At 69.9% G+C, this 22401-nt stretch carries 16 protein-coding genes and 1 pseudogene; 3 read left to right on the top strand and 14 right to left on the bottom strand.

Annotation, left to right across the window (positions count from 1 at the left end):
- Nucleotides 1–16: 16 nt before the first annotated feature.
- The 8 genes from F0U63_RS34440 to F0U63_RS34405 are packed head-to-tail and all read right to left on the bottom strand — an operon-like array spanning nucleotide 17 to nucleotide 10802.
- A complete protein-coding gene (locus tag F0U63_RS34440) occupies nucleotides 17–880 on the bottom strand; it encodes an ABC transporter permease (protein ID WP_395836634.1) in 864 nt (287 codons plus the stop codon).
- Nucleotides 877–1932, bottom strand: coding sequence for an ABC transporter permease (locus F0U63_RS34435; RefSeq protein WP_395836632.1), 1056 nt, complete (start codon nucleotides 1930–1932; stop codon nucleotides 877–879). The genes F0U63_RS34440 and F0U63_RS34435 overlap by 4 nt, the downstream gene beginning before the upstream one ends.
- Nucleotides 1929–3485 (bottom strand): ABC transporter ATP-binding protein, encoded by a 1557-nt coding sequence (locus F0U63_RS34430; RefSeq protein WP_395836630.1) that lies wholly within the window; start codon nucleotides 3483–3485, stop codon nucleotides 1929–1931. The genes F0U63_RS34435 and F0U63_RS34430 overlap by 4 nt, the downstream gene beginning before the upstream one ends.
- Nucleotides 3486–3526: 41 nt before the next feature.
- Entirely contained in the window at nucleotides 3527–4678 is a 1152-nt protein-coding gene (locus tag F0U63_RS34425) for a VWA domain-containing protein (RefSeq protein ID WP_395836628.1), read from the bottom strand.
- Nucleotides 4662–6893, bottom strand: coding sequence for a DUF5682 family protein (locus F0U63_RS34420; protein WP_395836626.1), 2232 nt, complete (start codon nucleotides 6891–6893; stop codon nucleotides 4662–4664). Before F0U63_RS34420 ends, F0U63_RS34425 begins: the two co-directional genes overlap by 17 nt.
- The gene (locus tag F0U63_RS34415) at nucleotides 6890–7975 is read right to left on the bottom strand and encodes an AAA family ATPase (RefSeq protein ID WP_395836624.1); all 1086 of its coding nucleotides are present in this window, start codon (nucleotides 7973–7975) and stop codon (nucleotides 6890–6892) included. Before F0U63_RS34415 ends, F0U63_RS34420 begins: the two co-directional genes overlap by 4 nt.
- Nucleotides 7972–9477 carry a DUF5691 domain-containing protein gene (locus F0U63_RS34410; protein ID WP_395836622.1) on the bottom strand — a complete coding sequence of 502 codons (1506 nt, stop codon included), beginning with the start codon at nucleotides 9475–9477 and terminating at the stop codon, nucleotides 7972–7974. Before F0U63_RS34410 ends, F0U63_RS34415 begins: the two co-directional genes overlap by 4 nt.
- A complete protein-coding gene (locus tag F0U63_RS34405) occupies nucleotides 9474–10802 on the bottom strand; it encodes an SWIM zinc finger family protein (RefSeq protein WP_395836620.1) in 1329 nt (442 codons plus the stop codon). The genes F0U63_RS34410 and F0U63_RS34405 overlap by 4 nt, the downstream gene beginning before the upstream one ends.
- 174 nt (nucleotides 10803–10976) lie before the next feature.
- Here F0U63_RS34405 and F0U63_RS34400 point away from each other — a divergent pair, with 174 nt between their 5' ends.
- On the top strand, nucleotides 10977–11861 hold the full coding sequence (locus tag F0U63_RS34400; protein WP_071897515.1) for a site-specific DNA-methyltransferase: 885 nt from the start codon (nucleotides 10977–10979) through the stop codon (nucleotides 11859–11861).
- Nucleotides 11862–11865: 4 nt separating this feature from the next.
- On the opposite strand, the gene msrB is transcribed toward F0U63_RS34400, so the two are convergent.
- The 3 genes and pseudogenes from msrB to F0U63_RS34385 form a co-directional block, all read right to left on the bottom strand.
- The gene (gene msrB / locus F0U63_RS34395) at nucleotides 11866–12288 is read right to left on the bottom strand and encodes a peptide-methionine (R)-S-oxide reductase MsrB (RefSeq protein WP_395836618.1); all 423 of its coding nucleotides are present in this window, start codon (nucleotides 12286–12288) and stop codon (nucleotides 11866–11868) included.
- 125 nt (nucleotides 12289–12413) lie between these two features.
- Nucleotides 12414–15638 (bottom strand): PAS domain-containing protein, encoded by a 3225-nt coding sequence (locus F0U63_RS34390; protein WP_395848473.1) that lies wholly within the window; start codon nucleotides 15636–15638, stop codon nucleotides 12414–12416.
- Nucleotides 15639–15668: 30 nt separating this feature from the next.
- Nucleotides 15669–16154, bottom strand: a pseudogene (locus F0U63_RS34385) (PAS domain-containing protein); the annotation flags it as partial.
- A gap of 303 nt (nucleotides 16155–16457) precedes the next feature.
- Here F0U63_RS34385 and F0U63_RS34380 point away from each other — a divergent pair.
- The gene (locus tag F0U63_RS34380) at nucleotides 16458–17000 is read left to right on the top strand and encodes a chalcone isomerase family protein (protein ID WP_395836616.1); all 543 of its coding nucleotides are present in this window, start codon (nucleotides 16458–16460) and stop codon (nucleotides 16998–17000) included.
- Between the two features lie 18 nt (nucleotides 17001–17018).
- Here the strand turns inward: F0U63_RS34380 and F0U63_RS34375 are convergent, their stop codons facing one another.
- The 3 genes from F0U63_RS34375 to F0U63_RS34365 form a co-directional block, all read right to left on the bottom strand.
- The gene (locus tag F0U63_RS34375) at nucleotides 17019–17840 is read right to left on the bottom strand and encodes a type VI immunity family protein (protein ID WP_395836614.1); all 822 of its coding nucleotides are present in this window, start codon (nucleotides 17838–17840) and stop codon (nucleotides 17019–17021) included.
- Nucleotides 17841–17905: 65 nt separating this feature from the next.
- Entirely contained in the window at nucleotides 17906–18679 is a 774-nt protein-coding gene (locus F0U63_RS34370) for a hypothetical protein (protein WP_395836612.1), read from the bottom strand.
- Between the two features lie 84 nt (nucleotides 18680–18763).
- Nucleotides 18764–20059, bottom strand: a complete 1296-nt coding sequence (locus tag F0U63_RS34365; RefSeq protein WP_395836610.1) for a hypothetical protein — start codon at nucleotides 20057–20059, stop codon at nucleotides 18764–18766.
- Between the two features lie 213 nt (nucleotides 20060–20272).
- Between F0U63_RS34365 and F0U63_RS34360 the strand changes: the two genes are divergently transcribed.
- Nucleotides 20273–22387 (top strand): catalase, encoded by a 2115-nt coding sequence (locus tag F0U63_RS34360; protein WP_395836609.1) that lies wholly within the window; start codon nucleotides 20273–20275, stop codon nucleotides 22385–22387.
- Nucleotides 22388–22401 lie beyond the last annotated feature (14 nt).

Genomic DNA, 22401 nt, shown 5'->3' with positions numbered 1-22401 from the left:
TATGCTCCTTGTCTGATTACCGCTCGCCCCGATGATAGGGTTTGCCCAACGACGCCGGCGCCGAGCCCTGGGTGCGCCGCAGCCCCGCGAGCGCCAGCACCCCCACGACGAGCAGGTAGGGCATGGCCGCGAAGAGCTCGGTGGGCACCCGGCTCTGGTCCTGGAGCCGGAATTGCAGATAGTAGAGCAGTCCGAAGAAGACCGAGCCGAGCACCGCGCGCGGGGGGCTCCACCCCACGAAGATGACCAGCGCCACGGCGATCCACCCGAGGCCCGCCGTCATGCCATCCGTCCACGCGGGACGGTAGGCCAGCGACAGGAACGCGCCGGCCAGTCCCGCCAGCGCTCCACCCACGGCCACCGCCAGGTAGCGCACCCCGCCCACGCTCACGCCCAGCACGTCCGCCGCCGCCGGGTTCTCTCCCACCGAGCGCAACACCAGCCCCGGCCGCGTGGCGTACAGGAAGGCCCAGAGGCCCATGGCCAGCACTCCCGCCGCCACGGTGAAGGGCAGCTCGGGCGCGGGCTCCAGCAGGATGGCGCCCTCGTAGCGGTTGCCCAGCAGCCCCGACACGCCCAGCCCCAGCATCGTCAGCGCCAGCCCGGACACGTACGCGTTGGCGCGCAGCGTGAGCGTCACGAATCCATGCAGCAGCGCCGCCAGGGCTCCGGCCACCAGGGACAGCGCCACCGCGAGCCCCAGCGACTCCGTCTCCGTCGCCACGCCGAAGGCCGTCAGGGCCCCCAGCGCCATCATCCCCTCCACTCCCAGGTTCACCACGCCCGCCCGCTCGTTGACGAGCGCGCCCAGACACGCCAGCAGCAAAGGCGTGCCAAAGGAGAGCGCGCGGAGCAGCGCCTGGAGCATTTCGTCGATCATCGTCCCCACCTCACGCGGTAGCGCGCCAGGGCCTCGCCGGAGATGAGGCAGAGCAACAACACTCCACTGAAGACGTCGATGACCCGGAAGGGCATGTTGAAGCTGATCTTGAGCAGATCCCCTCCCGCGAGGATGACGCCCATGAGGGGCGCGGTGAGCAGCACCAGCGCCGGGTGACCCCGGGCCAGCCACGCCACGATGATGGCGGTGAAGCCGTAGCCGAGCGAGAGCTGGGTGGGATCCAACAGCCGGTGATGGATGCCGGCCACCTCGCCCACGCCCGCCAGCCCCGCGGCTCCGCCCGACAGCAGGCCGGTGAGCAGCACCACGCGCCCCGTGGGCAGGCCCGCGTAGCGCGCCGCCCGGGGGCTCGCCCCCACCACCCGCAGCGCGTAGCCGAGGGACGTCCGGGTGAGCAGCACCTGCAGCGCCAGCGCGAGCACCACCCCGAGCACCCCGGTGGGCCAATGCACCAACGAGTCCCCCAGCACCGGCAGCGAGGCCTCGTCCGGGAACGTGTCGGTATAGGTGTAGCCCTGCACCTGCTCCCCTCGCCACGGACCACTGACGAGGTAGAGCACGAAGGCGCTGGCCACCGCGTTCAGCATCAACGTGGTGAGGATCTCGTTCACGTCCACGTTCGAGCGCAGCCACGCGGCGGGCAGGGCCCACAGCCCTCCGGCCACCGCGCCCGCGAGGAACATGAGGGGCAGGCTCAGCACCCCCGGCGGCAGGAAGAGCGCGACGGCCGTGCCCCCCACCGCGCCCATCAGGAGCTGGCCCTCCGCGCCGATGTTGAAGAACCCCACGCGGAAGGCCAGGGTGAGCCCGCTCCCAATGAGCACCAGGGGGAGGGTGCGGCGCAGGACCTCGGCCAGCCCCTGGCGCTCGCCCAGCGTGCCCTCCAGCAGCGCGCGGTAGACCTCCCACGGGCTCACGCCATAGGCCGCGAAGACGCCTCCGGTCAGCGAGAACGCGACCAGGCCCATCCCCAGATACACCCCGAGCACCTTCGCCCGGCGGGGCCGGGGCTCCTGTTCCAGGCGGATCACGCCGCGCCCTCCGTCGCCTGCGTCATCATCCGCCCGAGCCGCTCCACGTCCACCTCGCCCGCGGGCCAGGGCCCCCTCAGCTCGCCCTGGTAGAGCGCGGCCACGCGATGCGAGAGCGTGAACAGCTCCTCGAGATCCTCCGTCACCAGCAGCACGGACATGCCTTCCTGGGCCCGCTCGATGAGCAGCCGGTGCACCCGCTCGGTGGCTCCGATGTCCACCCCATAGGTGGGATGGACCGCGATGAGCAACCGGGGCGAGCCCGCCAGCTCCCGGGCGATCACCGCGCGCTGGATGTTGCCTCCGGACAGCAGCCGCAGGGGGGTGCTCGGGCCCGGCGTGGCGATGCCATACGTCTGGATGATGCCGAGCGCCTCGCGTTCCATGCGCGCCCGATCCAGCCAGGGCCCGCGCCGCAGCGCCGTGTTCCACGTGCGCAGGGCGAGGTTCTCCGCCACGCTCAGCGCGGGGACCGTTCCGGCGGCGCGCTCCTCGGGGACATGGGCCACGCCCTGGGCGAACAGCTCGGCGGGTGATGTCGCCCGCAGGGGCTGCCCCTCGAAGCGCACCTGCCCCTGGTAGGGCCGCAGGCCCGTGAGCGCCTCCACGAGTTCTCGCTGGCCACTGCCCGCGACTCCCGCGATGCCGAGGATCTCCCCGGGCGCGAGCGAGAAGTGGATGTTCTTCACCGCCCGCGTCCCGCGATCCGAGCGGACCTCCAGGCCCTGGACCTCCAGCCGCACGCCCGGCCGGGGCGGTGCGAGTTGGGGCCGGGGCACCGCCTCGCGACCCAGCATCAACTTCACCAACTGCTCCCGCGTCGTCTCCCGCGCGGACGCCTCGCCCACCTTGCGGCCCGCGCGCAGCACGGTGATGCGATCCGAGTGCGCGAGCACCTCATCCAGCTTGTGGCTGATGAAGAGGATGCCCACGCCCCGGGTCTTGAGCTGGGCGAGCTGCTGGAAGAGCGGCTCCACCTCCTGGGGGGTGAGCACGCTGGTGGGCTCGTCCAGGATGAGGACGCGGACGCCTCGCAGCAGCGCGCGGAGGATCTCCAGCCGCTGCTTCTCTCCGGCGGAGAGGTTCTCCACCCGGGTGTCGAGGTCCATCGGAAGAGTTTGTCCGGCGAGCCGCTCGCGCAGGGTGGCGCGCAGCCGGCGCTTGGTCATCAACCAGCCGCCACGCAGGCCGAGTGCCAGGTTCTCCGCCACGGTGTGGCGCTCGACGAGCAGGGGGTGCTGAGGCACCAGGGCGATTCCCCGCCGCAACGCCTGGGCGGGAGAGCCCATGCGCACGGGGCGGCCGTCGACGAGGATCTCCCCCGAGTCCGGTGCATCCAGCCCGTAGAGGATGTTCATCAACGTCGTCTTTCCCGCGCCATTCTCGCCCAGCAGGGCATGGACCTCGCCCGCGTGGAGGTCGAGGCTGACGTGGTCGTTGGCGACGACGCCGGGAAAGCTTCGGGTGATGTCCAACAACCGGAGGAGCGGGGGGGACGTCTCCATGCGGGCCGCGAGCTTGCCACAAGGCGGGGGCGCGCGAAGCGGGTTCACGTGCGAGCACGTCGAATCTCCGTGAGGCGTCTCCGCCGCGCTCACCCGGGGCGGGCCACCTGGAGTTCCTGGCGTGAGGCCCAGGCGCGCAAGTCCTTGCGTTGAAGCGCCGCGGCCATGAGTTCCGGAAAGAGGTCCGGTGTGCACGCGAAGGTGGGGATGCCCAGCGCCGCGAAGTGCGCGGCATGGTGCGGGTCATGCGAGGGCGTGCCCTGATCGCTCAAGGCCAGAAGACACACGACCGTCACGCCGCTCTGGACGAGCGCGGCGGCCCGCTGGAGCATCCGCTGTGCGTTGCCTCCCTCGTACAGGTCCGTGACGAGCACCAGGATGGTCTGTGCCGGGCGGGTGATGATCTGCTGGCAATACCCGAGCGCCAGATCGATGTCCGTGCCCCCTCCGAGCTGGGTGCCGAACAGCAGGTCCACCGGATCCGACAACTGCTCGCTCAGGTCCACCACCGCCGTGTCGAAGAGCACCATCTTCGTGGACACCGCCCGCAGGGACGCGAGCACCGCGCCGAAGATGCTCGAATAGACGACCGACGCCGCCATGGAGCCGCTCTGGTCGATGCACAGCACCACGTCCCGCAGGCTCGAGCGCTTGCGTCCGTGGCCCACCAGCTTCTCCACCACCACGCTCTTGCGCTCGGGCAGGTAGTTGCCCAGGTTGGCCCGCAGCGTCCGATCCCAGTCGATCTCCGAGGCCCTCGGCCGGCGCGTGCGCGACGCCCGTGACAGCGCTCCCCGCACGGCCCGCTCGGTGGGGGCCCGCAGCCGCCGCTCCAGCTCGTCCACCACCTTGCGCACCACCCGGCGCGCCGTCTCCTTCGTCTTCTGGGGGATGACCTTGCGCAAGGACAAGAGCGTGGCCACCAGCTGCACGTCCGGCTCCACCGCCTCCAGCATCTCCGGCTGGAGCAACATCTCCGTCAGCCCGAGCCGTGCCATCGCATCCCCCTGCATGACGCGAACCACGGACGAGGGGAAGTACTCGCGGATGTCCCCGAGCCAGCGCGCCACCTGGGGCGAGGACGCGCCGAGCCCCGCCTTGCGCTCGGAGTCGTACAGCGCCTCGAGGGTCTTATCCATGCTCCGCTCGGTCTCCCCGAGTGACACCCCCAGCGATTCCTGCGCCGGCTGCCCCAACACCAACCGCCAGCGCTCCAGCCGCTCTTCATCCGAGGTTTTCATCGAGCCTCACTCCCAAGATGAGCGACAGCACGGGCAGCACCTGCGCCACACGCTCGGGATCCAGATCGTCTCCAGCCCTCGTGCTCCGGGCTGCTCCCGGCGCGGTGGAGGGCCGCCGGATGCGCTCCGCCATGGCGCGCCGCTCGGCTGCTCCGAAGCGCGAGAACGCACGCCGCACCAGGGGAAGCTGCTCGACGAAGGTCTCCCGCGTGAGGCCGGAAAGCCACCCGTCGAGCGCCGCCCACAGCTCGTCGCGGTGCAGCAGCAGCAGCGCGCTCCCGGTGACGAGCCCCTCCAGCCACGCGGCCGCCTCGGCGGGGGGCACCGCCGGAGACAGCGCCTTCCGGGCGAGCGGGCCCAGCACGGCGTCCTCCACGTGGCCCATCTCCACCCGCAGCCGCAGCGCCGCTCCGCGCAGCAGCCCGTGCACCGCGTCCCGCTGCACGAGCCCCTCCAGCGCCTGGGACCACTCCTCCAGGCGCGCCTTGTCCTCGAGCAGCACCATCGCGGCGTGCAGGGCGCTCAACTGGCCATGGCGCTCGCGCGCGGCGTCTTCATCCAACGCGACGCACGCCCCGGGCAGTCCGATGAGGATGCGCTCGAGCAGCCCATGGATGATGGCGAGGATGGGCTCGGTGGGTGTTTCCCGGACGCTGCCGTAGCGCACCGTGCGCACCAGGGGCGGGAAGGCCTCCATCAGCTTCGGCACGTCCGCCGAGCGCGTGGAGAGCTCCTGCACATGGCCGAGCACGGTGTTGATGGACGCGGACAGCTCCGCGAGGAGACTCGCCTCGAGCAGGGCCGTCAGCGTGTCCAGCTCCTTCGCCTCGGCGGCCCGGGCTTTCACCCGGCCCGTGGCCGCCGACTCCACCGTGTTGCCAAAGAGGCTCGCCTCCACGACGCGCACGGCCAGCTCGGGCTCCCACTTCACGCGCCAGTTCTCGCGGAAGGTGCCCTTCGCGTTGCGCGTGTCGTCCTCGGGCGCTCCCCAGGGAATGTCGAGCAGTCGCAGCCGGTGCAGGAGTCGGCTCCGGCCCCGATCGAGCTCCTTGCGCAGGTCCAGCTCCAGGAGCTTGCTCTCGGCCGTGGGCGGCAGGCGCAGGGACTTCTGCAGCGCGGCCAGGTCCCTCGCGAGCGGCACCGCGGGCACGTCGGAGGGCACCTCGCCCAGGCCCGTGCCCACCTCCAACCGGTCGTGCACGAGCGCCAGCGGGGTCGCGTCCCCCTCGCACAGCACGCTGAGCGCGGCGTCGCGCAGCTCTCCCAACCCCACCGCGCTCCGCCCCCGCAGCGCCGCGAGCGCCTCGGCGAGCCGCACCGTCTCGATGACGCTCGCGGATGATGCGTCCAGCCCCTCACCGCGCAAGAGCTGCGCGATGCGCGCCGCCCAGGTGCTCACCGGCCGCTCGGGGGTGAGCCACAGGTGCGCGTACCACCCGGGGGAGTCCACGCCCGCGCCGTACCCGCTGCGCCAGCCGAGCCGGTCATACGTCCAGGGAATCCACGTGGCCGCCACCTTCGTCTTCGGCAGGCCCTTGAGCAGCGCGTCGTCCTCGCGCGCGGGCTTCGCCTGGACGAGCGCCGGGCCATGCCACGCGCCACACACGACGGCGATCCGCTGGAAGCCCTCCTTCCTCGCCTGGCGGATGCAGCGCCGCATGTGCGCCTCGCGCAGGGCCTCGCGCGCGGGAATGTCTCCCCCCGCCTCGCGCACGGCGGTCATCGCCTCGAGCACGGCCTCGAAGACGCCCCGCGCGTCCTGGCGTTGCTCGATGAGCTGCTCCCACCACGCCTCGCCCTCCTCGTGGCCGGCCGCTCGCGCGAGTCCCCCCAGCGCATCCTCCCGGGGCGGCTCCGCCTTCTCCTGGGCCAGGGCTTCCGGCACGAGCTGGTGCGCCTGGGGCAGGTCGATGAAGCGCACGGGCAGCGAGCGCCCCAGGGCGTACTGGATGGCCTGCCACTCCGGGGAGAAGACGGCGAACGGGTAGAAGACGGCGTGCGCGGGCGTATCGAGCGCGTAGACGAGCAGCGCCACCGGCGGCTTCATGCCGGCCTGGGCCGCGAGCGGCAGGAGCTCGTCCGCGTCGGGAGGGCCCTCGATGAGCACCACGTCGGGTTGGAGCGCTTCCAGCGCGGAGCGCACGCCGCGCGCGCTGCCGGGCCCATGGTGCCGCACGCCGAGCACATGAACGGCCGCGCCCGGCTCCGTGCTCACAGGACCTCCATGCACGCGCGGTAGAGGTCCTTCCACCCCTCGCGCTCCTTCACCACCGTCTTGAGGTACTCCAGCCACACCACCCGGTCCTGCACGGGATCCTTCACGATGGCGCCCGTGAGGCCCGCGGCCAGGTCCGGCGCCTTCAGCACGCCGTCCCCGTAGTAGCCCGCCATGGCCAGGCCCCCGTTCATCACGGAGATGACCTCCGCCGTGGACAGCGCGCCCGAGGGCGTCTTGAGCTTCATCGTCCCATCCAGCGTCGCGCCGCCACGCAGCTCGCGGAAGAGGGTGACCACCCGGCGGATCTCCTCCAGCGCGGGCTTCTCCGCGGGCAGCGCCAGGGTGCGTCCCATCTCGGCCACGCGCTTCTCGACGATCTCCACCTCCTGCTCCAACGAGTCGGGGGTGGGCAGCACCACCGTGTTGAAGCGGCGCAGCAGGGCGCTCGACAGCTCGTTCACGCCCCGGTCGCGGTTGTTCGCCGTGGCGATGACGTTGAAGCCCGCGCGGGCCTGCACCTCGCTGGACAGCTCCGGAATGGGGAGCGTCTTCTCGCTGAGCAGGGTGATGAGGGCGTCCTGCACCTCGCCCGGCATGCGTGTCAGCTCCTCGATGCGCGCGAGCTTGCCCTCGCGCATGGCGCGCATGATGGGGCTTGGGACCATGGCCTTCTCCGAGGGGCCCTCCGCGAGCAGCCGCGCGTAGTTCCAGCCATAGCGCAGGGCCGCCTCGTCCGTGCCCGCCGTGCCCTGCACGAGCAGTGTCGAGTCCCCGCAGATGGCGGCGGCCAGGTGCTCGCTCAGCCAGGACTTGGCGGTGCCGGGCACGCCGTAGAGCAGCAGGGCCCGGTCGGTGGCGAGCGTCGCCACGGCGATCTCCACCAGCCGCGCGTTGCCGATGTACTTGGCGCTCACCCGGAAGCCGTTGGGCAGCGTGCCGCCGAGCAGGTAGAGGCGCACGGCCCAGGGCGAGAGCGTCCAGCCCTGGGGCTTGGGCCGGTCATCCGCCTTGGCGAGCGCGGCCAGTTCCTCGGCGTATTGCTGCTCGGCGTGTTGACGGAGAAGGGCGGTGGCGGTCACGGTTTCAGCTCCTCGTGAAGGGTCCGGCAGAGCGAGACGCTCGTCTGGAAACGGTGCAGGGTCCGCTCCCAGTAGGACAGGGGAGTGGGCAGTTGGATGGGCTCGGCGGCGGCGGCGAGACACTCCGCGGGAAGAATGAGCGCGGAGCGGGTGAGAACTCCGAGCAATGCCTCGGCCCGGGGAGTCGCGTCGAGCTGCTGGCGAAGGGCCGAGAGCCAGGCCCGGGCGAGCTCCTCCGGCCAGGGCGCGGGCGTCAGGTCGAGGGCGCGCTCCAGCGGGGGCAGGGGCTGTGCTCCACGCAGCACGCGCAGGGTGTGTCCGGCGCGCTCCGGGGGAGGCAGGGCCTCGAACAGCGTGGACGCCAGGTCCTCCGCGCGCTCGGGCGGGAGCACCTTGGGTTTCTGACGGGCCCAGAAGTCGAACAGGGCGGAGGCCCAGGCCGGCGAGGCTCCCAGGCGCACCGCGTGGGCCCATCCCACCGTGAGCCCGATGCCGTCCTCGCTCCTCTCGGCGGCGGCGACGAGCTGCTCCGGCGTGGCGCCGAACGCGTTCTCCCAGGTGGACAGGGGGAGGGCCGACAGGAGCCGCTGGAGCCAGTGCTCGCCCTGGCCGAGGCCGGCGGGCGGCTTGTCCAGACCATCGCGTTCGGCCTCGGCGTCCCACTTCGCGGGGAAGCGGACGCGGATCGTCCCGGGTGCCTCCCAGTGCAGCACCGCCCGGGCCCGCTCCTCCATGCGCCGCGCGAAGGCGGACATGGGCAGCCGGGAGAGCAGCTCCCTCGCCACCTCGCGCACCCCGGCCGCGCGATCCTTGCGGCCCAGCTCCAACAAGGGCTCATCCTCCGGGGAGAGTCCCTGCTTCAGGCTGGAGAGGAACCGGACGCGGTGGTCGCTCTTCTCCTGGGCGAAGGTCCCCTGGAGCCAGGCACGGGCGCGGGCCGGCTCCGTGAGCCGGGTCTGCTCGAGCACCGTGCGCCGCTCCTCGAAGGTCCCCTCCGTCCACACGCGCTCGGCCTCCTCGGGGGAGGTGCCGGTGCCGGTCGGCGCGGAGCGCCATTCGGGGTGGAGACGGGCGAGCCACTGGCCCCGCTCGCCCAGCACCGGAACGATCGCCTCGCGCATCGGTCCCTTGAATCCGAGCAGGCGGGGCAGCAGCTCCGGGGGAAGGCGGCGGCGTACGTGGGCCATCCGCTCGAGGATCGCCCGCAGCATCTCGGCGTCCGCGGCGGCCATGACCTCCACCAGGAGGGCGCTCACGCGGGGAGGACAGACTTCCAGGGTGTCGGGCGGTGCCGCTTCCCCGGGCGGGCCGAGCTGGGACAGGCGGCCACCCGCGGCCCGTGCCACGCCCCGCGCTCCGGCCGCGAGCAGCACCCGCTTCTCCACGGACAGGGCACTCAGCGCGCGCGCCGTCTGGCCCTCCACGCCTCCCAGGGAGTCGGGCTCGGGCGCGTGGGCGGTGCCCAGGAACGCGAGGCGCGTCAATGCATCCAGATCGTTCACCGCGCGCCTCCTCCCAGGGAGTACAGCGTTCCGTCCACGAGCACGCTCAGCGGACGCAGCCGTTCCCCATCCCATTCGCCGAACACGTCCACCGGGTGGCCTCCCGACAGCGCCAGCAGCTTCCACCGGTCACACGGGCCGAGCCGGAGCGCCGAGCCCGTGGCGTCGCGCAGCCACATCCGCTCCTCGTTCTCCAGCACGGGGACGACGCCGCCCAGCATCGCCGCCACGCGCTCCTGGAAGGGTTGCCGGGCCAGCTCCTCGGCGAAGCGCCGCTGGAGCGTGTCGAGCGAGAGCGAGGGCAGGGCGCCCGTCCAGGGCCGGAGGTCTCCCCGCCGCTCGAGGACCTTCGCCCGCTGGGGCGCCGCGCTCGGCCAGTACACGAGCTCCGCGTCGAAGGCGGTGCCCGGAATGAGCTTCTCGGAGAACTGCCCCGAGGCCCCGACCGCGAACTGGAGGACGCGGGCCGTCCGGCCGTGGGTGGTGCCGAGCAGCCACGTGCGTTGCTCGCGCACGTGCGTCGAGTCGTCCAGCTCCTGGCTGACGACGGCCCAGGTGTCCTGGAGGCGCTCGCCGCGGGCGAGGACATCCTCGTCGCGCAGCGGGGCGCCCACCCGCGCCTGGACATCCGCCGCGAGGGGCTCGGGTAGCTGCTCCAGCTTCCGCCAGGCCTCGACGACGAGGGCGATCCGCCCGAGCCGCTCCACGAGGCGCCGGGGCTCGGGACGTCCCTCCAGCTCTCCCGCGAGCAAACGCAGTTGCGCCGCGAGGCCCGGGCTCTCCGCGTCCACCAGCCGCGCCGCCTGTTCATGCACGGACGCCGCCGTGTCGAGCCGGGCCAGTCCCCCGCGCACGAGATCCTCCATCCACAGCCCCAGGGCGTCCATGCCCCGGGCCATGCGCTCCTGGCGCTCGGAGGCGCGCTTCGCCCGTGCCTTCGTGTCCACGGGGGCGGCGCCTTCCGCCGCGGGCGCCGCCTTCTTCGCCGCCTTGCGCTCGGCGGCCGCGGAGCGTTTGGTGAGCCACTCCTCCACCCAGGCGGGAGTCGCGGCCTGGGGCAGGCGCTCCGCGGCGAGCAGCAGCAGCAACCCGATGCAGTGCTTGCAGGGAATCTTGCGGCTGGGGCACGTGCACGAGGGCGTGAGGTCCGATAGATCGATGCGCACCTGGTACAGCGCGCTGCCCTGACACTCGCCCCAGGCGGCGCGCTCGCCGAGGCCCAGGAGCTTCCACTCCCGCTCCCGCGCGAGCTTCTGGCCAGAGGCGGCCACGGAGGAGTCGGGCGCGAGCGCGAGGGCCTGTTCGGAGGTGAGGGGCGGAGCCATGGTGGTTGGTGCCGGTGAGCATAGCGGCTCGGGTGACATGGAGTGGAGCCGTCAATTTTTTGGACGCGCTTCGGGTGCTACAGGATCGATCAGACAAAAACAGGCTGGGAATTAGACGTAGCCGATTGTTGCGGCACATTGCCCTCCGTTCACCGACCCCCTGACGGAGGCGAGATGTCCGCCGAAGCCGCAGCTCCTGTCCTGAAGCTTGTTCAGCCCACCCTGCGCGAGAGCCTCTACGCCAAGAGCGATGCGTACCGGCTCTACCAGGGGGACAGCCTCGCGCTGCTCGAGCAGTTCGAGCCGGGCACCTTCGACATGGTCTTCGCGGATCCGCCCTACTTCCTGTCCAACGGCGGCTTCACCTGCAAGAACGGCAAGCGCGCCGCGGTGAACAAGGGCGGCTGGGACGTGTCGCGCGGGGTGGAGGAGGACCATGCCTTCACCACCGCGTGGCTCAAGGCCTGCCAGCGCGTGCTCAAGCCCACCGGCAGCATCTGGGTGAGCGGCACCCAGCACGTCATCTTCTCGGTGGGCTTCGCGATGCAGAAGCTCGGCTACAAGCTGCTCAACACCGTCACCTGGTACAAGCCCAACGCGAGCCCCAACCTCGCCTGCCGCTACTTCACCCACTCCTCCGAGCTGCTCATCTGGGCGTCGCCCAAGCCGGCCGCCAAGCTCCAGCACACCTTCAACTACGCGAAGATGAAGGCGGACAACGGCGGCAAGCAGATGCGCGATGTGTGGGCGCTGCCGCGCTCGGGCGAGGAGGAGTTGAACGCCGACGAGTCCGGCCGTGTGTGGACGATGACGGCGCCGCGCAAGGAGGAGAAGGCGCACGGCAGCCACCCCACGCAGAAGCCGGTGTCGCTGCTGGAGCGCGTCATCGAGGCGAGCACCCCCGAGGACGCGCTGGTGTTGGATCCCTTCAACGGCAGTGGCACCACGGGCGTGGCGGCGCTCAAGCTGGGCCGGCGCTACGTGGGCATCGACATGGACGAGAAGTACCTGTCGCTGTCCAAGAAGCGCCTCACCGAGGCCGAGCGCGCCACGCGCTGAGCCCTCACTTCGTGACGAGCGGGAGGCTCTGTCCCTCCGGCGCGTGCTTCATCGCCACCGAGTTCATGCAGTAGCGCAGCCCCGTGGGCGGAGGGCCATCCGGGAAGACGTGTCCCAGGTGCCCATCACACCGGCCGCAACGCACCTCGGTGCGCACCATCCCGTACGAGACGTCGCGATACTCCGTCACCGCGTCGGGTTTGAGCGGTTGGGTGAAGGACGGCCAGCCCGTCCCGGACTCGAACTTCTCGCCCGACTTGAACAGCGGGTTGCCGCAACCGGCGCAGACATACGTGCCGGGCTCCTTCGTGCCCAGGAAGCAGCCGCTTCCCGGCCGCTCGGTGCCGTGCTGGCGCAGCACCTGGTACTCCTGGGGGGTCAGCCGCTTCTTCCACTCCTCGTCACTCAGGACCAGTTTGTCACTCATGCGGGGATCCTGCTGCCCGGCCCTCCCGGGAGCAAGCCCATCGCATGCCCCCGGGCGCGTGTGTTCCCCAAGTGCCCCCTGTTCTGTTGGCTCCTCCCCAGGCGGCTTGGAGGCGCCCCGGGGCGCTACCGCTCCTGCTCCAGGACCTTCTGGATTTGAGGCAGGGCATAGGGCTTGGGCAATACCACCACCCCTTGCAGGCGCGCGTCCGCGCCGGTGAGCGCCGAGCTGCCGTGTCCCGAGGCGATGACGATCTTCATCCCGAGCTGGAGCCGGATGACTTCCCGGGCCAGCTCCACGCCCGACATGCCCGGCAGTGACACATCGGTGAACAGCACGTCGAAGCGCTGGCGCTTGAGCACGCGGCTGGCCTCCTCCGCGCTCCCCACCGCCACCACCTCGTGTCCCAGCAGGCCCATCAACTCGAGCGCCGACGTGCGGATGTCCTCATCGTCCTCCACCAGGAGGATGCGCAGGAACGCGGGCTCGTCCGGGCGCGGCGGGGATTCGGGTGTCCGGGGCTTCTCGGGGGCGGGCGGGGGCGGGCGGGGCGTCTCCCGCCGTGGCGGGCGCTGGTTGAGCAGTTGCCGGAGCTTGCGCGCCAGCTCCTCCCGGCGGTGCGGCTTGCTCAACAGGTGGACCCCCGGGTCGAGCCGTCCTCCGTGCACGATGGCGTTCTCCGTGTACCCCGAGGTGAAGAGCACCTCGATTCCCGGTTGCAGGGCCTTGGCCTGCCGGGCCAGGTCGGTGCTGCGCACCGGACCGGGCATCACCACGTCGGTGAACAGCAGATCCACCGGGAGGCCACTCTGGATGATGGCCAGTGCGCCCTGGCCATCCGCGGCCTTGAGCACGCGGTAGCCCAGGTCCGCGAGGATCTCCACCACCGTGGCGCGCACCTCGGCGTCGTCCTCGACGACGAGGATGGTCTCGGTCCCTCCCTCCACGGGCCCCTCGGGGAGCTCCTCGATCGGCATCTCGGCCTGGAACGCCCGGGGCAGGTAGATCTTCAGCGTCGTGCCATGGCCCACCTCGCTGTAGATCTTCACGTGGCCGCCGCTCTGCTTGACGAAGCCGTACACCATGCTCAGGCCCAGCCCCGTGCCGCGGCCCTCGGGCTTGGTGGTGAAGAACGGCTCGAAGGCTCGCTCGATGACCTCGGGGGGCATGCCGCTTCCGGTGTCGGAGACGGCCAGCAGCACGTACGGCCCGGGCTTCACGTCCGGGTGCATCCGCGCGTAGCGCTCGTCGAGCCGGGCGTTGCTGACCTCGATGGTCAGCTTGCCCGACTTCTCCATGGCGTCCCGGGCGTTGATGGCCAGGTTGAGCAGGACGTTCTCGAGCTGGTTGGGATCGACGGCCGTGTTCCACAGTCCGCCCGAGATGATGGTCTCCACCTCGACGTCCTCGCCCAGGGCGCGGCGCAGCAGATCATCCATGCCGCGCACCAGCCGGCCCAGGTGGAGCACCACGGGGGTGAGCGGCTGCCGGCGGGCGAAGGCGAGCAGTTGCGAGGCGAGCCGGGCCCCGCGTTCCACCGAGTGGATGGCGGTGCGCACGCGGCGCATCCCCCGCTCGTTGCCCACCAGGTCGCGCTGCAGCAGTTGGAGGTTGCCTCCGATCACCTGCAGCAGGTTGTTGAAGTCATGGGCCACGCCGCCGGTGAGCTTGCCCACCGCCTCCATCTTCTGGGACTGGCGCAGCTGCTCCTCGGTCTGCCGCTGGTCCGTGATGTCCCGCGCGGTGGAGTAGGTGATCCCCTCCTGGGACATGGGGACCGCCTTCCAGGACAACAGCCGGTAGGTGCCGTCCTTGTGCCGCAAGCGGTTCTCGAAGCGCATGACGGGCTGGCCATCGGACAGGTTGCGCCGTTCCGCCTGGGTCTTCTCCAGATCCTCGGGGTGCTCCAGCCAGGCGGACGTCTTGCCCAACAGCTCCTCCGGCGTCCATCCCATGAGGGTGGTCCACGCCGGGTTGACGCGCAGGAACCTGCCCTCGGTATCGGACACCACCAGCAGATCCTGCGACACGGTCCAGACCCGATCGAGCTCTCGCGTGCGCTCCACGACACGCTGCTCCAGCGTCTCGTTGGCTTGCCTCAATTGCGCCACGGCCCGCACGCGCTCGCTCGCCGTCCGGACGCGATCGGCCACGTCCCTCAGGAAGTCGATCTCGTCCTGGCTCCACTGGCGCACCTGATCGTCGTGGAGGTAGAGGAGCGCGACGAGGCGGCCTTGCTCCAGCAAGGGCACGTTGAGCAGTGCCCGGATGCCGAGCACCCGCAGGTTGTCGGCGCCAGAACTCGTCCGCTCGTCCTGCTCGACGTCGGGGATGGCGACGGTTTCGCCCCGTTTGAGCGCCTCGATGTAGACGCCATAGTCGGCGAAGCGGTGCAGGCCGGCCACGCTGAGGGTGTCGGGACGGGAGACCCAGTCCCGCTCGATCTCCACATACTGCTGCGAGGCGTCGATCGTGCCGTACCCCGCGCGCAGGATGTCCAGCAGCCGCCCGACCCGCTCCATGGCGGTGCCCGCGATATCGGCCGTGTCGGTCAGGTCGCGCAGCCTGTCGCCGATCTCGATGACGGCCGCCTGGCGCAGCTCCGCCTGTTTGCGCTCGTCGATGTCCATCAGCAGGCCGGGAAAGCGCAGCGGCTGGCCGTCGGCGCCGAGCTCGCAGTGGCCGTTGGCTTCAATCCAGAAGTAGGGCCCCCCCTGGGTGCGGCGGACGCGGTACTCGCAGCGGTAGGGTCCTCCCGTGCGCAGCGTGAGGCGGGTCTGATCCGCGACGCGGGTGCGATCCTCCGGGTGGACGAACGCCCCGTACTCCTCGATCGGCAGCCCTCGCGCGGCCTGCTCCGGCGCGAGCTCGAACGTCCGCGCGAACCGCTCGTCACCCGTGAGCAGCCCGGCGGGGATGTTCCACACCCACGTGCCGAGCACCGAGCCCGCGTTGAGCGCGAGCTGGAGCCGCTCGTTGGTTTCGCGCAACCTGTCCTCGGCCGCCCGGCGCTCCGTCACGTCCTGCACGACACCGAGCAGCCGTAGCGGGTGGCCCTTCTCATCCCGGATCATCTCGCTGCGCCGGGCAATCCATCGCACCTGTCCCGTGCGGGCCTGACGGATCCGGTACTCGGCCTGGGTGCTCACGCGGCCGTGAGCGCGGAACTCCACCGTCGCGGCGTGGTGCCGATCCTCGGGGAGGAGGGTCTCCTCGATGGCCTTGGAGGGAGGATGCTCCATCGGCTCGATGCCATACAGACGGCAGAACTCCGGCGTCACGGTCAACACGCCGGTGGCCATCTCCACCGTGAACACGCCAATGCCCCCGATTTCCTGCGCGAAGCGCAGATGCCGATCCCGCTCGTGCAGGCGCTCCTCGGCCTCCCGGCGGGCGGTGATGTCCTGGGTGACGCAGATGGCGAACTTCGGGCGGCCCCGCTCATCCCGGGCGAGCGTGACGTGGTTGTTGACCCACACCACGGAGCCGTCGGGCCGCACGTTGCGCTTGTCCACGGTGTAGGGCTCGCCCGTCTCCAACAGCTTGCGCCACTGGGCGGCATGCGCGTCGCGATCGTCCGGATGCGTCAGGGATTGTTGGGAGTGGCCAATCACGTCCTCGAGCGCGCGCCCGACGATGTCGCAGAAGCGCTGGTTGGCCATGACCAACGTGCCGTCGAGAGCCCGCTGGGTGATGCCCACGCTCGCCTGGTTGACGAGCATGTCCAGCCGCTCCCGATCGTCCTCGCGCCGCGCCGCGCCCGTCTCCGGGGAGCTCTCCTGGTGGGGGATTCCAGGGGTCGTGGGGGCTTCGTCCTCGACCTTCAACGAGGGATCCTGACCAGGGGGAGGCTGACTCAGAGTCATAGGGGCGGGTGGACTCGCGCGAGGGCGCTTCGCGGACGACAGTTGATGCAGGAATCGGCCGCGCCACGCAACGACAAGCCCATTTCGCGCTCCTCCCCGACCCAGCGTCCTGGGCTCGGAGCGGATGCCGCAGGGCTCGCCCAGGGAGGGGAACCATAGCACGACCAACGTGCGCTCCCCGCCAGTCCCTCCGCTCACCATTGGACACTGCGAGGGGGTCCGGGCCGCGTCCCTGGTTGGCGGCCTGGTCGCGGGTGCGCACCATGGACCCTACCTGTTGGTGGGGTGGCGAGGGGGTCGGAGATGGTGCGCAAGGGATGGAAGCTCGCGGGAGCGTTGGCGGCGTTGCTGTTGAGCATGGGCTCGGCCCAGGCGCGGGAGCTCGCGGGGGTGCGAGTGCCCGAGGAAGTCATGCTGCAGGGCAAGCAGCTGTCGCTGGCCCACGTGGAACTGCAGCAGATGTTCTTCTTCAAGGTCTACGTCTGGTCGCTCTACTTCGAGCAGCCGCCGCGGGCGAAGTCCGAGGCCATCTCCTCCAATTGCATCAAGCGCCTGCAACTGCGCTTCCTGCGCCATGTCACCCGGGATCAGCTCGTGGATGCCTTCCGCGATGGACTGGCCCGGAATGCCGCGCTGCGCCACTCTCCCCTGAGCGACGACCTGGAGCGGCTGCTCGGCTCGTTGAGGGACGTGCCCAAGGGCGGCGAGCTCACGCTCACCTATGTGCCGGGAGGAGGACTGCAGGTGGAGGGCGAGGCCACCCACGGTGTGCACATCGGGGGCAAGCCGTTCGCGGACGCGCTCTTCGTGTCCTGGCTGGAGAACCACCCCATCTTCGCGAACTGAAGCAGGGGCGGGGCGTCCTCAGTCCAGGAAGCGACGTTCCCAGCGGAGCATCTCCTCGGGGGTGAATTCATCCTTGATGTAGGTCTCATGGTAGAGCCAGGGCTCGAGGACGCGCGCGAGTTCCCGGTACGCCGGGAGCGGCTGCTCCTCGCCGGTGTCTCCGGCCTCGGGAGCTTCGCCCAGGGTGACGACGGCGCGTTCATCTCCCAGTTCCCGCACGGTGGTTCCCGGAGAGGAGAGACGGGAGCGGAGCGCGCTCGCACCGCCCAGTTCCCCAAGCGCCGGTGGGCCCAGGAAGTTCATCCAGTGGGTGCCATTGATGCGAGTGCCCAGGTTCCAGGACAGGTGTCCGACCTCGGTCCTATCCATTCCAGGGTAGCTGGAGCACAGGGCGTGGAATCCAGGGGTTCTGCCAAGACGGTGGAGGGAAAGCCCCGCGTGTCCGGAGCAGAAGGGGAGGAAGGAGCCCAGTCCCAAGGCCAATTCCTGCACACGGCCCGGACCGTGCTCTTCCATGAACTCCGTCGGTAGCCAGAAGGCCATCGCGCACACTTTGCTTGGGAAGGACGGATCTATCGTCCTCCCCCGATACTCGAACTGATACCCGCTGATCGCATCGGGCCTCTCCATCAATTCGACAATGCCGCCCCCTTCGTCGCGGAGTTTGTGCTGCACCCATTCCCAGCCCTTGTCGTCAAGTTCCCAGAAGTCTCCGCGTTCATCATCTGGATACCAAGCAAGCGTCTTGGGGCCGACCGCGAGAAGATAAAACTCCAGGGCGCGTCTGACATGCTTCGCGATGTCTTGGTGAGAACGTGAAAGATAAAAGCAGATGCTCAAGCTCTCCCGGAGAAGGAGCGCCCCCATTTTTGGATGGTGGATTCTGAGTCTGGGAATTGGGGGCATCAGTGAACTCCCCCGTTGGGCGCCACACGGAATGCAACCGCACCCAATGCGTGCTGGTACATGTCACCTTGGTTTTCAGGGTAGTGGGGATGCCCTTCGGGATACTTGGTCCAAGAGGGCTGGTTGGTCGAAGGACAAGGAAACTTGAAGTCGTAGATGGCCAGGGCTTCAAGAGGGTTTCCCGAGTGGATGACCACATCGGGAACGAGGGTGCCCTTGAGTTCCTCTCCACAATCCTGTTTCCGGAGTGCTCGGGCTTCTTCTCGGCTGATGAGTTTCGTGCTTCTGGTCTGCTGGTCGTAGCGATAGCGCTGCTCCAGGCTGAAGCGTCCAGGGAACAGGCGATTGAATCGCTCCTGGATGCACTGGAGGGCCAACTGGTGCTTCTCGGTGCCCAGTTGCATGGCGCGGGTTACCTTCTTGCCGCAAGGATCCCACCCGGGCAGTACCTCCTGGCACTGCTCGCGCGATGGTTGATCGCCAGCGAAGCGACGAATGTTGACCCGAAAATCCGCCCGCTCAGCGCATTCCACCAACTCCCGTTCGACTCGTGTTTTCATGTCGGTCGGCAGCAGGCGGAGGGTGGCCGCGATGGAGGCTATCTCGGCCGCGCCCTTCGTGGCGGGCGCGGCGGCTTCCTTGCCCGTCAGTATGGCGCAAGACGCCGGGTTCTTTAGGCAGGCGTTCGTGACGGAATCCGCGGCGTGGCCGGTCAATCCGAAGCCCAGGAGTTGACCCAGGAGGACAAGCCGTCCGAGGCGCTGGCGCTTCATGGAAGAGCGAGTGAGGTGCACCGGCGTGATGTTCTCCCGGAGGGCACCGTCCGTCGAGAAGATCCGGAGGTTGATAAAGGATTGCTAGGTGTCGCCCCAGGTGAAGCCGGTGCCCAGGGTGAAGGAGATGCCGCTCGCCCACGGGCCCGGCGACGGGGAGAAGAGCCGGTACTGGGCTTCCGCGCTGAGCGACAGCCGCGTGCCCAACTGGGTGTGCAGGCGCAGGCCCACCGGAAGCTCCGGACGGGGCGCGCCGCCGAGGAAGGACAAGCCCCCGCCCACCGTGGCGCGCAGATCGAACCCCTTCGCATAGCCCAGCCGCGCCGCCCACAGCGGCGGAGAGAGCACGGACAACGACCAGCAGCTCGCCCCGCCCGCCAGGAGCGGAGCGCTCAATGTCTGGGCATAGCTGGCCGACAGGGCCATCGCCCACGGCAGGGGAAGCAGTGCCCGCGCGCCAGCCACCGGCGTGGCCCCTCGTGGGGACGCAAGGGCTCCTCCCATCACCTCCAGGGCGAGCGCGGGCGAGGGGGCCCACTGGGCGCGCATGACCTGCTGGCGCTCCCGGGCCAGGGTGGTGAGCCGCTCCGTCGCCCACACCAGGAAGGCGCGCGAGTAGGCCATGGCCGCCTCCGCCCGTCCGTTCACGAAGTCCTCGTACACGGCGGGGTCCACCTTCCACGCGCGCCCCTCCCAGCGCACCCGCGCCGCGCCGAAGGCGTTGCCCACCTCGCCATAGCCGCCGAACACGCCGGGGTTGGCATGGATGGGCTCGGCCCAGAACGCGCTCCAGGGGATGTTGCCGTCCACCACCGGCAGTGCACCCGTGCGCACCAGCTTCAGCGTCTCCTCGGCCAGGGCGAGCTGCGCCTCGTCGCCGGGCATCGGCGGAATGTCGATGCGGGGCCCGTGGGCGAGGGTCTCTGGCGCGATCGCCCGCTGCTCGAAGCGATCCGCCAGCCCGTGCATCACCGGCACCACGTGCGGCGGCGACGCCATGTCCTGGATGTGATGCACCAGGTGTCCCACGCGGCCGAACGCCTGAGTCAGGTCGCCGTGGCTCGCGGCCTCCTCGGCCTCCTGCCACAGCGCCCGCACCCGCGACGAGGAGTCCTTGCGAAAGGCCATGTTGAGCGTCTGGCCCGGGTGGAAGAAATGGTTCCACCCGGTCCACTTGACGTGCAGGTTCAGGTCCTCGTCCCGGCTGCCCGCCACCACGATGGCGCGGTGCGCCGCGAGCTCGGGCAGGCCGTCCGACGCGACCGCCGCGTCGATGGAGGCGCGCGTCAGCGCCTCGTGGTTCGGCACCGAGAAGGCGTTGGCGAGCGAGGGGATGAGGACCGTGGCCAGCAGGAGCGGGAGGAGTCGGGGCGCGTGCATGGGGAGGCGTCATGCTACCGCGACGGGCTCCTTCTATTTCAGGGGGGCAAGAGCAGGCGGGCGCCTGCCCGGTCACCCGGTGATGACTTCCACGTGACAAGTCCGCTCCAGGGTCCGTTCTCCAATGGGCACACCCGGGTGAGGACTCCGTGAAGCGCTCGCCTCCTCTCCCGCCCATGCCTATCCGGGCGGGGGACTCCCAGGAGAACGCACTTGAACAAGAAGACCCCGGACGCAGTGAGCATCGACGCGCGCAGCAAGGACGAGGCCCTCGCCAGGGATCGCTCGAATCCCACGGGCCATCGGATGACGTCGGACCAGGGGATTCCCATCGAGAACACCGACAACTCGCTGCGCGTGGGCGCGCGCGGCCCCACCCTGCTCGAGGACTTCCACTTCCGCGAGAAGATCATGCGCTTCGACCACGAGCGCATCCCCGAGCGCGTCGTGCATGCCCGGGGCTCGGGCGCGCACGGCTACTTCCAGCCCTATGAGTCGCTGGCCGAGCTCACCAAGGCGAAGCTCTTCCAGGATCCCTCCAAGAAGACGCCCGTCTTCGTGCGCTTCTCCACCGTGGCCGGCTCGCGCGGCTCCATGGACACGGCACGCGACGTGCGCGGCTTCGCCGTGAAGTTCTACACGGAGGAGGGCAACTGGGACCTGGTGGGCAACAACATCCCCGTCTTCTTCATCCAGGACGCCATCAAGTTCCCGGACATCATCCACGCGGCCAAGCCGGAGCCGCACCATGAGATGCCCCAGGCGGCCTCCGCGCATGACTCCTTCTGGGACTTCATCTCGCTCATGCCGGAGAGCGCCCACATGCTCATGTGGGTCATGTCCGATCGTGCCCTGCCGCGCAGCTACCGCATGATGGAAGGCTTTGGCGTCCACACCTTCCGCCTGATCAACGACAAGGGCGTGTCTCGCTTCGTGAAGTTCCACTGGAAGCCGAAGCTCGGTGTGCACTCGCTCGTGTGGGACGAGTGCCAGAAGCTCGGGGGCAAGGACCCCGACTACCACCGCCGCGATCTCTGGGAGAACATCGAGAAGGGCAACTTCCCCGAGTATGAGCTGGGATTGCAGATCATCGAGGAGAAGGACGTCGCGAAGCTCGGCATCGAGATCCTCGATTCGACGAAGATCATCCCCGAGGAGCTCATCCCGGTGCGCCGCGTCGGCAAGCTCGTGCTCGATCGCAACCCGACGAACTTCTTCGCCGAGACCGAGCAGGTCGCCTTCTGCACCGCCAACGTCGTGCCGGGCATCGACTTCACGGATGATCCGCTCCTGCAGGGGCGCAACTTCTCCTACCTCGACACGCAGCTGTCCCGGCTGGGCGGGCCCAACTTCGTCGAGATCCCCATCAACCGGCCGCTCGCGCCGGTGCACAACAACCAGCAGGATGGCTTCAAGCGGCACACCATCCTCGAGGGCCGCGCCAACTACTTCCCCAACTCGCTCGGGGGCGGCTGCCCGTTCATGAGCGTCGCGGCCGAGGGCGGCTACCGGCACTTCCCGGAGAAGGTGGAAGGGGAGAAGCTGCGCGCGCGCGGCGAGTCGTTCCAGGATCACTTCACCCAGGCGGGCATGTTCTTCCGCAGCATGTCCAAGCCCGAGCAGGAGCACATCATCGCGGCCATCCTGTTCGAGCTGGGCAAGGTGGAGCGCAAGGAGGTGCGCGCGCGCGTGGTGGAGCAGATCCTCGCGAAGATCGACGAGGAACTCGTCACGCAGGTGGCCGAGGGCCTGGGCCTGCCCGTGCCCAAGCCCGCCGTGGAGAAGGGGAAGATCGACAAGTCCCCGGCGCTGAGCATCGAGTACATGAAGAAGGACGCGAAGAAGGACGCCATCCCCACGCGGCTCGTCGGCGCGCTGGTGGCGGACGGCTTCGACGCGGATGACCTGTCGGCCACGCGCGCGGCCATCGAGAAGGCGGGGGGCCAGGTGGTGGTCATCGCCAAGCGACTGGGTACGGTGAAGGGCTCGGATGGCCAGCCGGTGATGGTGGACAAGAGCTCGCTCACCACGGCCTCGGTCGAGTACGACGCCGTCTTCGTGCCCGGTGGCGCCGCGAGCGTGGCGGTGCTCAAGAAGGACGCGGACGCGATGCAGTTCATCCAGGAGGCCTACCGGCACTGCAAGGCGATTGGCGTCACCCGCGAGGCCAGTGAGCTGTTGGACGCGGGGGGCATCTCTTCCTCCGCGCCGGGCATCGTCGCGGACGCGAAGGGGGCCAAGCACCACCACTTCACCGCGAAGTTCATCGAGTCCATCGCCGAGCACCGGCACTGGATGCGCTTGGACCGCAACACCGTCCCGGCCTGAGCCGGGGCCCCTCC

Source organism: Cystobacter fuscus, assembly GCF_044360685.1.
Classification (GTDB): domain Bacteria; phylum Myxococcota; class Myxococcia; order Myxococcales; family Myxococcaceae; genus Cystobacter; species Cystobacter fuscus_C.
Note: the sequence above shows the minus strand (reverse complement) of the source record. Positions and strands in the feature narration are given on the sequence as shown.

Bases quoted from the DNA above. Each gene is read 5' to 3' on its own strand.
- F0U63_RS34400 (WP_071897515.1), top strand. From the start codon at position 10,977: ATGTCCGCCGAAGCCGCAGCTCCTGTCCTGAAGCTTGTTCAGCCCACC.
- F0U63_RS34380 (WP_395836616.1), top strand. From the start codon at position 16,458: ATGGTGCGCAAGGGATGGAAGCTCGCGGGAGCGTTGGCGGCGTTGCTG.
- msrB (WP_395836618.1), bottom strand. From the start codon at position 12,288: ATGAGTGACAAACTGGTCCTGAGTGACGAGGAGTGGAAGAAGCGGCTG.
- F0U63_RS34425 (WP_395836628.1), bottom strand. From the start codon at position 4,678: ATGAAAACCTCGGATGAAGAGCGGCTGGAGCGCTGGCGGTTGGTGTTG.
- F0U63_RS34365 (WP_395836610.1), bottom strand. From the start codon at position 20,059: ATGCACGCGCCCCGACTCCTCCCGCTCCTGCTGGCCACGGTCCTCATC.
- F0U63_RS34405 (WP_395836620.1), bottom strand. From the start codon at position 10,802: ATGGCTCCGCCCCTCACCTCCGAACAGGCCCTCGCGCTCGCGCCCGAC.
- F0U63_RS34440 (WP_395836634.1), bottom strand. From the start codon at position 880: ATGATCGACGAAATGCTCCAGGCGCTGCTCCGCGCGCTCTCCTTTGGC.
- F0U63_RS34370 (WP_395836612.1), bottom strand. From the start codon at position 18,679: ATGAAGCGCCAGCGCCTCGGACGGCTTGTCCTCCTGGGTCAACTCCTG.